At 72.7% G+C, this 13,730-nt stretch carries 11 protein-coding genes; 1 reads left to right on the top strand and 10 read right to left on the bottom strand.

Going from position 1 to position 13,730, the window contains the following annotated elements:
* Nucleotides 1-10 precede the first annotated feature (10 nt).
* From ACFPZJ_RS10425 to ACFPZJ_RS10390, 8 genes are all read right to left on the bottom strand, one after another.
* Nucleotides 11-1,504, bottom strand: coding sequence for an MFS transporter (locus tag ACFPZJ_RS10425; protein ID WP_381019813.1), 1,494 nt, complete (start codon nucleotides 1,502-1,504; stop codon nucleotides 11-13).
* Nucleotides 1,504-2,526, bottom strand: a complete 1,023-nt coding sequence (gene fbaA, locus ACFPZJ_RS10420) for a class II fructose-bisphosphate aldolase (protein WP_381019811.1) — start codon at nucleotides 2,524-2,526, stop codon at nucleotides 1,504-1,506. Before fbaA ends, ACFPZJ_RS10425 begins: the two co-directional genes overlap by 1 nt.
* A 143-nt stretch (nucleotides 2,527-2,669) precedes the next feature.
* Complete coding sequence (pyrE, locus tag ACFPZJ_RS10415) at nucleotides 2,670-3,218, bottom strand: orotate phosphoribosyltransferase (protein ID WP_381019809.1); 549 nt, start codon at nucleotides 3,216-3,218, stop codon at nucleotides 2,670-2,672.
* Between the two features lie 20 nt (nucleotides 3,219-3,238).
* Nucleotides 3,239-4,027 (bottom strand): aldose epimerase family protein, encoded by a 789-nt coding sequence (locus tag ACFPZJ_RS10410; protein WP_381019808.1) that lies wholly within the window; start codon nucleotides 4,025-4,027, stop codon nucleotides 3,239-3,241.
* A 54-nt stretch (nucleotides 4,028-4,081) separates the two neighbouring features.
* Entirely contained in the window at nucleotides 4,082-4,951 is an 870-nt protein-coding gene (locus ACFPZJ_RS10405; RefSeq protein WP_381019806.1) for an SRPBCC domain-containing protein, read from the bottom strand.
* Between the two features lie 156 nt (nucleotides 4,952-5,107).
* A complete protein-coding gene (locus ACFPZJ_RS10400; RefSeq protein WP_381019804.1) occupies nucleotides 5,108-6,763 on the bottom strand; it encodes a polyamine aminopropyltransferase in 1,656 nt (551 codons plus the stop codon).
* Nucleotides 6,764-6,860: 97 nt separating this feature from the next.
* Complete coding sequence (locus tag ACFPZJ_RS10395; RefSeq protein WP_381019802.1) at nucleotides 6,861-7,379, bottom strand: DUF2617 family protein; 519 nt, start codon at nucleotides 7,377-7,379, stop codon at nucleotides 6,861-6,863.
* 544 nt (nucleotides 7,380-7,923) lie between these two features.
* Nucleotides 7,924-8,196 (bottom strand): hypothetical protein, encoded by a 273-nt coding sequence (locus tag ACFPZJ_RS10390; protein ID WP_381019800.1) that lies wholly within the window; start codon nucleotides 8,194-8,196, stop codon nucleotides 7,924-7,926.
* Between the two features lie 139 nt (nucleotides 8,197-8,335).
* On the opposite strand from ACFPZJ_RS10390, the gene ACFPZJ_RS10385 reads away from it, so the two are divergent.
* Nucleotides 8,336-9,526: a pyridoxal phosphate-dependent aminotransferase gene (locus ACFPZJ_RS10385; protein ID WP_381019798.1), complete on the top strand. Its 1,191-nt coding sequence runs from the start codon at nucleotides 8,336-8,338 to the stop codon at nucleotides 9,524-9,526.
* 128 nt (nucleotides 9,527-9,654) lie between these two features.
* Here ACFPZJ_RS10385 and ACFPZJ_RS10380 read toward each other — a convergent pair whose 3' ends face one another.
* Both ACFPZJ_RS10380 and clpB read right to left on the bottom strand, forming a co-directional pair.
* Nucleotides 9,655-10,182: a YbjN domain-containing protein gene (locus ACFPZJ_RS10380; RefSeq protein WP_381019796.1), complete on the bottom strand. Its 528-nt coding sequence runs from the start codon at nucleotides 10,180-10,182 to the stop codon at nucleotides 9,655-9,657.
* Between the two features lie 945 nt (nucleotides 10,183-11,127).
* A complete protein-coding gene (clpB, locus tag ACFPZJ_RS10375) occupies nucleotides 11,128-13,725 on the bottom strand; it encodes an ATP-dependent chaperone ClpB (protein ID WP_381019794.1) in 2,598 nt (865 codons plus the stop codon).
* Nucleotides 13,726-13,730: the final 5 nt, after the last annotated feature.

Here is a 13,730-nt window from a genome sequence, read left to right as displayed (position 1 = left end):
CATCGAGGCGCTAGGAACCCCGCTCCCCCTCCAGCGGAGGCGCCGTCACGGCCCCGTGCGTGCGGCACTCCGGCCGCCGGCAGCCCGGGCCGGGACGCCGTACGGTCGCGAAGGCCACCGCCGCGCCCAGCACCAGCACCGCCGCACACCACACCATGGCCCGTGCGAACGCGGCGTCGAACGCCCCGGGCTGCCGGTACGCCTCCTCCCCCATGCCCGCCAGCAGCGGCAACGCCGCCACCGCCAGCAGGCCCGCCGCCCGGGCCGCCGCGTTGTTGATGCCGCTGGCCAGGCCCGCCCGGGCCGTGTCCACGGAACCGAGCACCGTGGCGGTCAGCGGCGCCACCAGCGTGACCATGCCCAGCCCCAGCACCAGCAGCGCGGGCAGCACGTCCGCCGCGTACGACGCCCCGGGCCCGGCCCGCAGCATCAGCAGCATCCCGGCGGCGCACAGCAACGGGCCCACGGTCAGCGGGAGACGCGGTCCGATGCGGTCCGCCAGCTCGCCGGAGCGTGCGGACAGCAGCAGCATCAGCACGGTGGTCGGCAGCAGCGCCGTCCCGGCGGCGAGGGCCGAGTAGCCGACGACGACCTGGAGCTGGAGCACGGCCAGGAAGAAGAAGCCGCCGAAGGCCGCGTACACGCACAGCGTCACCAGGTTGACCGCCGTGAACTGCCGGGAGGAGAAGATCCCGAGCGGCATCATCGGATCCGGCCGACGCCGCTCCACGTACCCGAACGCCACGGCGGCGGCCAGCCCCGCGACCGCCGCGGCCACCACGGCCGGGGACTGCTGGCGGGCCTCGATCAGGGCGTACGTCACCAGCGCGAGGGCGAGGGCGCCCAGTCCCGCGCCGAGCACGTCGAACCGGCCATGGGCACGGCTGTCGCCCGATTCCGGTACGTGCCGCACGGCCACCGGCACGCACAGCAGCGCCAGCGGAACGTTGAGCAGGAACACCCACCGCCAGCCGGGCCCGTCCACCAGCCAGCCCCCCACGAAGGGTCCGACCGCGGCCCCGATCCCGCCGAAGCCGGACCACAGGCCCACGGCCCGCCCCCGGTCGTCGGGATGGAAGGAGGCCTGGATGAGGGCGAGTGAGCCGGGCGTGAGGAGGGCACCGCCGATGCCCTGCAGCGCGCGGGCGGCCACCAGCACGCCCGGGGTCGGGGCGAGCCCGCACAGCAGGGAGGCCCCGGCGAACCACACCACGCCCAGGACGAAGATCCGCCGCCGGCCGAAGCGGTCCCCCAGGGCGCCGCCCAGCAGGATCAGCCCGGCCAGCGTGACCATGTAGGCGTTGACCGTCCACTGCAACGCCGTCAGGTCCGCGTCGAGGTCACGGCCGATGCCCGGCAGCGCGACGTTCACGACGGTCGAGTCCAGCAGCGCCATGCTGGAGCCGAGGACCGTGGTGAGCAGGATCCAGCGGCCCGTGGGGCTGGTGATCCTGATGGTGGCCGGGGCGGGGTGCTGTTCCGCGCCCCCGCCCCGGCCGTCCATTACTTGATCTTGGTGCCGGTGGAGCGCAGGTTCTGGCAGGCCTCGACGACCCGCTTGGCCATGCCGGCCTCGGCCAGCTTGCCCCAGGTGCGCGGGTCGTAGGTCTTCTTGGAGCCGACCTCGCCGTCGACCTTCAGGACGCCGTCGTAGTTGCGGAACATGTGGTCGGCGACCGGGCGCGTGAAGGCGTACTGCGTGTCCGTGTCGATGTTCATCTTCACCACGCCGTTCTCCAGGGCGGTGACGATCTCCTCCTCCGTGGAGCCGGAGCCGCCGTGGAAGACGAAGTCGAAGGGGCTCTGCTTGCCGAACTTGGCGGCGACGCCCTCGTTCAGCTCCTTCAGCAGCTCCGGACGCAGCACGACGTTGCCGGGCTTGTACACGCCGTGCACGTTGCCGAAGGACGCGGCGAGCAGGTAGCGGCCCTTCTCACCGAGGCCGAGGGCCTCCGCCGTACGGATCGCGTCGTCGACCGTCGTGTAGAGGGAGTCGTTGATCTCGTGGGAGACGCCGTCCTCCTCGCCGCCGGTCGGGGTGATCTCGACCTCCAGGATGATCTTCGCGGCGCGGGTGCGCTCCAGCAGCTCCTGGGCGATGGCCAGGTTGTCGGCCAGGGTCTCGGCGGAGCCGTCCCACATGTGGGACTGGAACAGCGGGTTCTGGCCGGCCTTGACGCGCTCTTCGGAGATCGCCAGCAGCGGACGTACGTACCCGTCGAGCTTGTCCTTCGGGCAGTGGTCCGTGTGCAGGGCGACGTTGACGTCGTACTTCTTGGCGACGATGTGCGCGAACTCGGCCAGGGCCACCGCACCGGTCACCATGTCCTTGTTGTGCTGGCCGCCCAGGAACTCGGCGCCACCCGTCGAGATCTGGATGATGCCGTCGCTCTCCGCCTCAGCGAAACCACGCAGGGCCGCGTGCAGGGTCTGGGTGGAGGTCACGTTGATGGCCGGGTAGGCGAACTTTCCTGCCTTCGCCCGGTCCAGCATCTCGTTGTAGACCTCGGGAGTTGCGATGGGCATCTGTCCGCTCCTTGTATGTGCGGTTGGCGTTCTGCGTGTACGGCCCTGACCTAGACCTATGGGGGCGACGTCATCGTCGGCCCCATCTTTCCAGACTTGGCCGGATGGTCCATCCCGCCGTCCACGCCCTGGTCACGCTCCGGTCAGTCGAGGCCGAGCTCGTCCTTCGAGTACGCGAACAGGTACGGCACCCCGGCGCCCTCCTGGATCTTCTCGGCGGCACCGGTCGCCCGGTCCACGATGGTCGCGACGGCCACGACCTCGGCGCCGGCCTCCCGCACGGCCTCCACGGCGGTGAGCGGGGAACCACCGGTGGTGGAGGTGTCCTCGACCACCAGCACGCGGCGGCCCTTGATGTCCGGCCCCTCGACGCGCCGCTGCAGCCCGTGCGCCTTGGCGGCCTTGCGGACGACGAACGCGTCCAGGCGCCGGCCGCGCGCGGCGGCCGCGTGCAGCATGGCGGCGGCCACCGGGTCGGCGCCCATGGTCAGCCCTCCGACCGCGTCGAAGTCCAGGTCGGCGGTCAGGTCCAGCAGCGCCTGCCCGACCAGCGGGGCGGCCTCGCCGTCCAGGGTGATGCGGCGCAGGTCGACGTAGTAGTCGGCCTCCAGACCCGACGACAGGGTCACCTTGCCGTGCACCACGGCCTTGTCCTTGATCTGCTGCAGCAGCGCGCCGCGTACGTCACTCATGCCAGCCAGACTAGACGGCCCTACAGGCGCCGCCAGGTCCAGGTCGTGGTGGCCTCCAGCGGCTCCAGGGGCGTGACCAGGCGCGGGAGGGTGTTGAGCCCGTCGGGCGGGCCGGTCTGCGGCTCCACGCACACGGCCTCGGCCTGCTCGTCGTAGAGCACGACCCACTGCTCGGGGCTGGTCACCCTCAGCTCCAGCTGTCCCGGCCAGGTGAGCGTGACGTCGACGCCGTCCGGCATCCCGAAGCAGTCGTCCCAGGGGCCGGGCTTGGGGTCGATCCGGTTGCCGGTCGGCAGGTGGTCGTCGCCGCGCTCCTCCTGCCAGGCGGGTGCGAAGTCGATCCGTACGTCCTGCGCACCCAGGTTCCGGTTGAACCACGGGTGCCAGCCGATCTGCGCCGGGAAGGACGAGGCGTACGTCTCCACGGACATGGTGAGCGTCAAGGCGTCCTCGGCGAGGGTCAGGACCTGGGTGACGCGGCCCGGGCAGGGCCAGGGGTCGACGAGGTCGTAGGTGAGGACGGCCTCGTCGGCGCTCCTGCGTGCGGTGCGCCAGGCGGCGTCGCGGACGGTGCCGTGGATGGCGTGCGGCGGGGCGTTCAGCGGCATCTGGTGGACGGCGGCGCCGTCCCGGAAACGGCCCTCGCGGATGCGGCCGCACCAGGGCACCATCGGGAAGCAGCCGAACCGTTTCCCCTGGCGGAGCAGTTCCACCCCGCCGAGACGCAGCCCTCCGACCCGGCCGCCGTTGCCCGGCTGCACGGTCACCTCCGCGTCACCCGCGGTCAGCGTGATGTCTTCGTTACTCACGCCATGACCCTACTGGGGTGATCAAGAGGCCCTCGCCTCGCGGCGTCCCGGTCCCTACCGGCGCCTGCGCAGCGCCCGGACCGCCACGACCGCCGACGCCAGGGCCAGGGCCGCCGCGGGGGCCGCCCACCGCAGGGGCGTGGGCGGCGAGACGGTCTGGGGTGTTGGCACGGGGGCGTAACGCCCGCGCGGCGGGGCGTGGTCCACCTCCTCGGCACTGCGCCCGATCATCGTCCGCCGGGCATGTGCCGCCTCGGCCACGGGTGACTCGCCACTTCCCGGGTCGTCGTCGTTCTCGTCCTCGTCCTCGTCCTCGGTGGCGGGGTCGAGGGAGGACGGGGAGACATCGGCGGAGGCAGTGGAGGGGGTCTCGGTGACGGGAACCGGACTGTCGTCGGCGTCCGGGGTGGTCTCGAAGTCGTCGGTCGCGCGCGGCTCGAACTCCCCCGGGGCGAGGTACTGGTCCGCCTCCGGCTCGGGCTCCGGCTCGGGGGCAGTCTCCTCGACGGCCGCGGCCAGGTTCTCCGCGAAGCGGTTCAGGAGCCGGCCCGCGGCCGCCGCCACCGTCTCCGCCGGGAACTGCGTGATCCGGCCGTCGGCGTCGGCCGTCCCCTCGAACGCCAGGGCCGTGCCGCCCTCCGCGTCCCGCAGGCGCAGCCGCAGTGCGAGCTTGACGGAGCCGGTGCCCCGGGCCTCCGTCGCGTCGCCCTCGACGGCGTACGCCCCGTCGTCCCGCCCGGACAGCCGGACGGAGCCCCGGTAGGTGATGGAGTGGCCGCCGATCCGCACCTTCAGCCGTCCGGCGACGGGATCGGCCCCGGCATCCTGCTGGAGCCCGGGAACGGCCCGGGCGACCCGCGCGGGGTCGTCCAGCACTTCCCTGAGCCGCTCGGCCGCAACCGGAACGAACACCTCGTGCTCCATGTCGAGGGAGCCTACCCAGCCGACGGCTCCTCGCACCCCCGCCGACCGAAAGTGACCACGCATCCGTGTCACCGAGGGGGCCTGCCGTTGCGCTCCCGGCCGTTGCGCTGCGGGCCGTTCCGTTCCCGGCCGGGCGGGCGGCGGCCACAGCAGGGGTCAGTCGGCGTAGCGCGGGTGCACCAGGGAGGACGGGGGCAGGTCCGGGACGCGGGTGCGGGCGGCGGTGTCGGCGCCCGCCGCGAGGGACGCGACCGTGAGGGTGCGCGGCCGGGGGCCGTCGGGGGCAAGGCGCAGTTCGGGGGACGTGCGGGCGGCCAGCACGTATCCCCAGTCGCGGGGCGAGCGGGAGGCGGGGGTGCGGTCGGGGCCGGAGGCGGAGCCGGTGTGCCGGCCGCCCGCGCGGTACGGGGCGGTGCGGAAGCCGGCCGCGCGCAGGGTCGACTCCACCGTCCAGAACACCCGGGGGCGGCTGGAGAGCGGACCGGCGTGCACGACGAGCCGGCCGCCGGGCGCCAGGACGCGCCGCGCCAGACCGTAGAACTCCTGCGAGTACAGCTTGGTGCTCGCGGTGATGCCCGGGTCCGGCAGGTCTGAGACCACCACGTCGTACGCCGCCGGGGGCGCCGCCCGCAGCCAGCCGAAGGCGTCCGCGGTCGCCACGCGCACGCGTGGGTCGTCGAGGGCGTGCCCGTTGAGCCGGGCCAGCGCCGGATCGCGGCGGGCCAAGCGGACCACGCCCGCGTCGAGTTCGACGACGTCGACGCGGTGCACGCCCGGGTGCCGCAGCACCTCGCGGACGGCGAGGCCGTCGCCGCCGCCCAGGACGAGCACGTGCGCGTGCCGCCCGGCCATCGCGGGGTGGACGAGCGCCTCGTGGTAACGGCGTTCGTCGCTGCCGCTGACCCGGAGCCGGCCGTCGAGGAACAGGGCGAGGGGACGCCCGTGCGTGCCGCCGGTCAGGACCACTTCCTGGATGTCGGTCTTCAGGGCCACGCGCACGTCCTCGCCGTAGACGGCGTGCCGGGCGGCCCGTTCGAAGTCGTCGACGAGGACGGCGGCCGAGGCGAGGACGGCGAGCACGGCGGCGTTGGCGACCAGCAGCAGCCAGCGGGCCCGGGGGGTCAGGTCGCGGCGGAACAGGCCGAGGACCAGGGCGCCGCCGACGACCGTGTTGACGGCACCGGTGAGCAGGGCCCCGGTCAGCTGGCCGAGGAACGGCAGCAGGAGGAAGGGAAAGGCGAGGCCGCCGACCAGGCCGCCGACGTAGTCCGCCGCGGACAGATCGGCCACCGCGCCGCCCGCGTCCTGGCGGCGGATGCGCTGGATCAGCTCCATCAGCAGCGGCACCTCGGCACCGATGAGCAGGCCGGTGGCGAGGGAGAAGGCGACCAGGAGACAGCGGGGGCCGAGCGTCCACGCGCCGCCCCAGTCGCCGGTCCAGGCGAAGACGGCGTACAGGGCCATCGCGCTGCAGCCGCCGACGAGGGCGAGGGCGGCCTCGACGGCGCCGAACCCGGCGGCGGCGTGCCAGCGCAGCCGTTTCGCGGCGAGGGAGCCGAGGCCCATCGCGAAGACCATGACGGACAGCACGACCGATGCCTGGGTGACCGAGTCGCCCATCAAGTACGTGGCGAGCGCGACGAGTTCGAGCTCGTACACCAGTCCGCAGGCCGCGCAGACGAAGACGCACACGAGGACCAGGAACCGTCCGGTGCCCGGCCGGACGGGCAGCAGCGCCGGAGCGATGGGGCCGCCTGGGCCGCCCCAGGACGGCGGGGAGCCGGGCGGGGCGGGCGCGTGCGGTTCGATCACGCTGCGACGTTACGTGACGCCTCCGGTGCGGTTCGTCACCCACACGTGTGGTGCTTGTTTACACCTGCCCGATATTGGTATGAGCAGGGGCCGTCGCTCACAGCGCCGCGGGCACCCGCACACCGACCCTGGTGCGGGTCGCCACCAACTGCCCGTCCTGCGGGTAGGCGTGCCAGGTCCGCCAGTGGACATGTCCCTCGTGGCGCTGGGCCAGCAGCGCCGTGAAGGCGTAGGGGCTGCCCGGGAAGACGCCGGCGAGGCCGTGCGGGTGGTCGGAGACGAGGGCCAGCAGCTCCTGGGCGCGGCCCGCGAACGAGCCGGGCGAGAGGACCTCGACCCGTGCCGCGAACTGGTACTCCCAGTCGCCGACGCGCTTGGCGACGCCCAGCGGCAGGGGCGTGCTGCTGCCCGGCATGCACGCCACCGTCTCCGAGCAGGTGGCCCGCTCGTCCTCCATCAGGATCTGGTGGGACGCGCCGAGGAGTCTCAACTGCAGTTTGACGCCGGTCAGTTCGAGATCCAGCGTGGCCAGCGCGGGAAGCGGCTCGCGTCCCAGTGCCCAGGCGAGGTCGGCCGCACGCGTGTCGGTGTAAGGGGTGTTCAGGGTCGTGAGCATGGATCGGCTCCGCAAGCACACAAGAAGAGGAAGGTGTGGGTCCGCACCCCGGCCACACCGGGGATCCGGCCCGTTCAGCCCAGTCGGCACGGTCAGGAAGGTGTCCGAAGGACGTCCGAGGCGCTGACGTTGGCGTTTTAGAGGGAATCATGAACTGTGGCGCCGACACAGCGTCTTTACCCAACTTCGTGGGGTTTCCATCCCTCAGGGGGCTCCACTGCTCACCTGTTCAACGACGGCGTACGCCGGAACACCGAAGCGGGCGCCGGCGCACGTCCTGCCCGGCGCGCGCCCCGCCCAGGACCGCGCCCTTCCCCACTCCGCACACCCCGGACGACGACCGCGCCCGCCCCGCCCCGCCCCGCACACCCCGGACAACGACCGCGCGCCCTCCCGTCCCCGCACCCCGAGCCGAGCGCACCCGCCCCGCCCCATACCCCCCGGAAACCAACCGCGCGCTCCTGGAACGGGAAGCGGGGCTCGCCCCAGGTGCGAGCCCCGCTGGGTGGATGCGGTCTCCCGTTCGGAGGCCTGCTGCCCCGTGTCAGCTGCCTCCGCCGCCGCATCCGCCCCCGCAGGACGACCCGCCCCCGCAGGACGAGCCGCCCCCGCAGGAGTGACCCCCTCCGTCGCCGCCGGACGAGCCGGCGGCCGACCCGCCGGCCCACCAGCTGTTGTCACCGCTGTCCCGCCGGCTGGAGGCCACGGACGTCCGGCCGCGCGCCGGCCGCGTACGGCCGCCGCCCCTGCGGGCGAGCGACACGAACGCCGCGACGAACAGCACGCCGATCACTGCCAGGATGATGCCGATGACCATGGCGTCACCCTCCTTTCGTTCCCCCGAAGTTCCCCCGAAGCAGCCCCCCGTGGGCGCCTCGCTCCGTGCGTGACCGGGAGATGCCCCGCCCTGTCGCGGCCCAAAGCAGAGTTGAGGAACTCCAGAGCTTCGGCGCAGGATGCACGTCATGACCTCCAGCGCGCGCCCCCTCCTGAACCGCCGGCTCGCCGAGTTCGGGACGACGATCTTCGCCGAGATGTCCGCCCTGGCCCTGCGGACCGGGTCCATCAACCTCGGCCAGGGCTTCCCCGACACCGACGGCCCCGAGGAGGTCAGGGAGGCGGCCGTGCGGGCCCTGCGCGACGGCCGCGGCAACCAGTACCCGCCGGGCCCCGGCGTCCCCGAGCTGCGTACCGCCGTCGCCGCGCACCAGCAGCGGCGCTACGGCCTGTCCTACGACCCCGACACGGAGGTCCTCGTCACCGCCGGCGCCACCGAGGCCATCGCCGCCGCGCTGCTGGCCCTGCTGGAGCCGGGCGACGAGGTGATCGCCTTCGAGCCGTACTACGACTCGTACGCCGCCTGCATCGCGATGGCGGGCGGGAAGCGGGTGCCGGTCACGCTGCGGCCGGACGGCGGGAGCTTCCGCCTGGACCTCGACGAACTGCGCGACGCCGTCACCGACCGCACCCGGCTGCTGCTGATCAACACCCCGCACAATCCGACGGGCACGGTCCTGAGCCGCCAGGAGCTGACCGCGATCGCCGAGCTCGCCGTGGAGCGGGACCTGCTGGTGGTGACGGACGAGGTGTACGAGCATCTGGTCTTCGACGACGCCGAGCACGTGCCGCTGGCGGCCTTCCCGGGGATGCGCGAGCGGACGGTCACCATCTCCAGCAGCGGAAAGACGTTCTCGTTCACGGGGTGGAAGGTCGGCTGGATCACGGCCTCCCCCGGGCTGGTCACGGCGGTCCGCTCGGCGAAGCAGTACCTGACGTACGTGTCGTCGGGCCCGTTCCAGTACGCGGTGGCCGAGGCGCTGGCCCTTCCGGACACCTACTTCGAGGCGTTCCGCGCGGACATGCTGGCCAAGCGGGACCTGCTGGCGGCGGGCCTGGAGGAGGCGGGGTTCCGGGTGTTCCGCCCGGCGGGCACGTACTTCGTCACCACCGACATCCGCCCGCTGGGCGAGACGGACGGCGTCTCCTTCTGCCGCTCGCTGCCGGAGCGGGCCGGGGTGGTCGCCATCCCCAACGCGGTGTTCTACGACCACCGGGAGGCGGGCGCCCCGTTCGTGCGGTTCGCGTTCTGCAAGCGGACCGGTGTGCTGGAGGAGGCCGTGCGACGCCTGAAGGCGTCGGCGGGCTGATCACACAGGCAAGAGCCCGGTCCGGGACGCGACCGGTGGTGGTCGGCGTCCGGGCCGGGCTCCGCTCCGCGTACGGCGCGTACCTGGTCGTACGCGTCGGCACGCCGATGTGACGGGGCCGCTCGGGCCTACTCGTCGTCCTCGGGCTTCTCCGCTTCGTTGATCTCCTGCTCCAGGCCGAGCTGCTCGACGAGCCACTTGTCGAACTCGATGGCCGCCCGCACCCAGCTGACCGTCGAGGAGACGAAGTGCTCCAGGCTCACGCCCATGCCGATCAGCATCTGGGCCTCGCCGATCAGGCGGACCGTGCCGTCGTCGTGGGTGTGGCTGTAGACCTTGGGCCACAGGGTCCGGCGGTTCCAGTCGTCGATGGACTCCAGCAGCTGCGGCTTCTCGTCGATCTGGTGCGGCCGGTCGTAGAACGTGCGCACCGAGAAGACCTGCTGGTCACCCTCGCCGCGGAACATGAAGTAGGTGCGGAACTGCTCCCACGGCGCCGCGAGGTCTCCCTCGTCGTCGACGACGTACTTGAGCTCCATCTGGTCGAGGAGCTGCTTCACGAGGTCCTGATCCGGGACGACGGGGCCCGCCGGTCCTTGGGGCTGCGGCTCGGGCTGGCCCCCGAAGTTCGGAATCGAGGACGGGTCGATGCTCACCGTGATTTTCCCTTCGTACGGATCCCGCCATCCTCCCCCATGCGGGGAGGGGGGTCGCAACCCCCGACAGCCCCTGTCAGCCCTCGGCTGACATGATCCGGCCGGTCGGGGGACGGACGCCGACCTTCCGGTGACGCGGAGATGGCGATGCCGCGCACCGCGGGCCCGGGCACCCGGCCCGCCCCGGCGCGACTGTCACCCCGGCGGAGCCCGCCGCCGACGGGCCCCCGGCCCTCGCTCGGAGTACCCGGAGGCGCTCACACCGAACCCACACGCGGCGGGCCTGTCGCGCGCGATGCGGGCCGCCGCCCCGCCCGTGCAGACCCCGAGAAGGCGTTCCACGCCCCCACCCAGCGCCCCGACGCGCCGAGCCGGGCACAGGGGGGCGACGCGCCGAACCGCCCGCAGGCACCCGGCCCGCGCCCGGCACACCCAGGGGTGGCGCGCGGCCTTCCGGATGCCACACAACCGACATCCGCACCCGGCGGCAGACCTGCCCAGACGGCCCGTCGTCCCGGCAGACGTCCGAGGCCGACGACAACGCCGGCCTACATCACGGACCGCACGCGGGGCCTTCCCCGCGAGCAGCGAGCGGGCCGTCCCGCACCTCGCACAGCCCGAGCATGTGCCCGCGCGGACACCCCCCCGGCCCCGCGGGCCCAGCCGCCCGTTGGCACCCGGCCCGCACCGGGCGTACCCGGGTGATCGAGCCACCTTCCCCGCCACGCCCGACATCCGCACCCGGTCGGCACGACCCCGTCCGGACACTCCACCGCATCCGAGACGTCCAGCGCCGACGAGGACACCGATCTCGGGACACCGATCTCGGTCCCGATCCGCACCACACGCTGGGCCTGCCGCGCGAGTGAGGCCCGTTCACGGAACCACCGCGTGACACGCGACGGCCCGCCCCACCAGGGTTTGGCGGGGCGGGCCGGTGGGTGGTCAGAGGGTCTTGGTCGTTGCCGGGCCCACGAGGAGTTCGTCGCCGAAGCGGTCCACGCGGACCGTGTCGCCGTCGCGGACGTCGCCGGAGAGGATCTCCTTGGCGAGGCGGTCGCCGATGGCGGACTGGACGAGGCGTCGCAGCGGGCGCGCGCCGTACGCCGGGTCCATGCCCTCCTCCGCGAGCCAGGCCAGGGCCTCCGGTGTGACGTCCAGGGTGAGGCGCCGCTCGGCGAGCCGCTTGGCCAGGCGGTCGATCTGGAGCTTGGCGATGCGCTCCAGCTCGGGCTTGGTCAGCGCCGAGAACACCACCAGGTCGTCCAGCCGGTTGAGGAACTCCGGCTTGAAGGAGGCGCGGACCACCTCCAGGACCTGTTCCTTCTTCTCCACCTCACTGGTGAGGGGGTCGACCAGGAACTGGCTGCCCAGGTTCGAGGTCAGCACCAGGATCGTGTTGCGGAAGTCGACCGTGCGGCCCTGCCCGTCGGTCAGCCGGCCGTCGTCGAGCACCTGGAGCAGGATGTCGAAGACCTCGGGGTGGGCCTTCTCCACCTCGTCCAGCAGGACCACGGAGTACGGGCGGCGGCGGACCGCCTCGGTCAGCTGGCCGCCCTCCTCGTAGCCGACGTATCCGGGCGGGGCACCCACCAGCCGGGCCACGCTGTGCTTCTCGCTGTACTCCGACATGTCGATGCGGACCATCGCCCGCTCGTCGTCGAAGAGGAAGTCGGCGAGCGCCTTGGCCAGTTCGGTCTTGCCGACGCCCGTCGGGCCGAGGAAGAGGAAGGATCCGGTGGGCCGGTCGGGGTCGGAGATGCCCGCGCGGGAGCGGCGTACGGCGTCCGAGACCGCGCGGACCGCCTCGCTCTGGCCGATGAGGCGCCTGCCGATCTCGTCCTCCATGCGCAGCAGCTTCTGCGTCTCGCCCTCCAGCAGGCGGCCGGCGGGGATGCCGGTCCAGGAGGCGACGACGTCCGCGATGTCGTCGGGGCCGACCTCCTCCTTGACCATGGTGTCCTTGGCGACCTCCTCCTCGGCCTCGGAGGCTGCCTCCAACTCCTTCTCCAGGGCGGGGATCTCGCCGTACAGGAGCTTGGACGCCGTGTCGAAGTCGCCGTCGCGCTGGGCGCGTTCGGCCTGGCCGCGCAGCTCGTCCAGCTTCTCCTTCAGCTCACCGACCCGGTTGAGGGACTGCTTCTCCTTCTCCCAGCGGGCGTTGAGCCCGCGCAGCTCCTCCTCCTTGTCGGCGAGGTCGCGGCGCAGCTTCTCCAGGCGTTCGCGGGAGGCCTCGTCGGTCTCCCGGCTCAGCGCCAGCTCCTCCATCTTCAGCCGGTCGACGGCACGCTGCAGCTCGTCGATCTCGACGGGCGAGGAGTCGATCTCCATGCGCAGCCGGGAGGCCGACTCGTCGACCAGGTCGATCGCCTTGTCGGGCAGGAAGCGGGAGGTGATGTACCGGTCGGACAGCGTGGCCGCCGCCACCAGCGCGGAGTCCGCGATCTGCACCTTGTGGTGGGCCTCGTAGCGGCCCTTGAGGCCGCGCAGGATCGCGATGGTGTCCTCGACGGTCGGCTCGCCGACGAAGACCTGCTGGAAGCGGCGCTCCAGCGCCGGGTCCTTCTCGATCCGCTCGCGGTACTCGTCCAGGGTCGTCGCGCCGATCATGCGCAGCTCGCCGCGCGCCAGCATCGGCTTGAGCATGTTGCCCGCGTCCATGGCGGAGTCGCCGCCGGCGCCGGCGCCGACGACGGTGTGCAGCTCGTCGATGAAGGTGATGATCTGCCCGTCGGAGTCCTTGATCTCGGCGAGGACGGTCTTCAGCCGCTCCTCGAACTCACCCCGGTACTTGGCGCCCGCGACCATCGCGCCGATGTCGAGCGCGACGAGCCGCTTGTTCTTCAGCGACTCGGGCACGTCGCCCTTGATGATCCGCTGGGCGAGCCCCTCGACGACGGCGGTCTTGCCGACGCCGGGCTCACCGATGAGCACGGGGTTGTTCTTCGTACGGCGGGACAGCACCTGCACCACGCGCCGGATCTCCTGGTCCCGTCCGATGACGGGGTCGAGCTTGCCCTCGCGGGCCGCGGCGGTGAAGTCGGTCCCGAACTTCTCCAGGGCCTTGTACTGGCCCTCGGGGTCGGGGGTGGTCACCCGGCGTCCTCCCCTCGCCTTCTCGAAGGCCTCCTGAAGCTTCTTCGCACTGGCCCCCTGCCGCTCCAGCACCTCGCCTGTGGCACCGCCCTTCGCGGCGATGCCGAGCAGCAGGTGCTCGGTGGAGAGGTACTCGTCGCCCAGCTCCTTGGCCCGCGCCTGCGCGTCCGCGACGACGGCGAGCATCTCGCGGTTCGGCTGCGGGGGCGCGACGGTGGACCCGGTCACGCTCGGCAGCCCGGCCAGGATCTTCTCCGCACCGGAGCGTACGGCGGCCAGGTCGGCCTCGACCGCGACGAGCAGGTCGGTGATGTTCTCGTTGTCCTGCCCCTGGAGCAGAGCGAGGAGCAGGTGGGCGGGGGTGAGGTCCGGGTGCCCCTCGGTCACGGCACGGTTGCTGGCCGCGTTGATCGCGTCCCGGCTCCGGTTGGTCAGCTCGGCGTCCACGTTCC

Origin of the sequence: Streptomyces bullii, assembly GCF_042657145.1 — a bacterium.
GTDB lineage: Bacteria > Actinomycetota > Actinomycetes > Streptomycetales > Streptomycetaceae > Streptomyces > Streptomyces bullii.
Note: the sequence above shows the minus strand (reverse complement) of the source record. Positions and strands in the feature narration are given on the sequence as shown.

What these genes read in the sequence shown, in the direction of transcription:
- fbaA (WP_381019811.1), bottom strand. Translation starts at nt 2,526, where the DNA reads ATGCCCATCGCAACTCCCGAGGTCTACAACGAGATGCTGGACCGGGCG.
- ACFPZJ_RS10395 (WP_381019802.1), bottom strand. Translation starts at nt 7,379, where the DNA reads ATGCTCACGACCCTGAACACCCCTTACACCGACACGCGTGCGGCCGAC.
- ACFPZJ_RS10385 (WP_381019798.1), top strand. Translation starts at nt 8,336, where the DNA reads ATGCACGTCATGACCTCCAGCGCGCGCCCCCTCCTGAACCGCCGGCTC.
- ACFPZJ_RS10405 (WP_381019806.1), bottom strand. Translation starts at nt 4,951, where the DNA reads ATGGAGCACGAGGTGTTCGTTCCGGTTGCGGCCGAGCGGCTCAGGGAA.
- pyrE (WP_381019809.1), bottom strand. Translation starts at nt 3,218, where the DNA reads ATGAGTGACGTACGCGGCGCGCTGCTGCAGCAGATCAAGGACAAGGCC.
- ACFPZJ_RS10425 (WP_381019813.1), bottom strand. Translation starts at nt 1,504, where the DNA reads ATGGACGGCCGGGGCGGGGGCGCGGAACAGCACCCCGCCCCGGCCACC.
- ACFPZJ_RS10390 (WP_381019800.1), bottom strand. Translation starts at nt 8,196, where the DNA reads ATGGTCATCGGCATCATCCTGGCAGTGATCGGCGTGCTGTTCGTCGCG.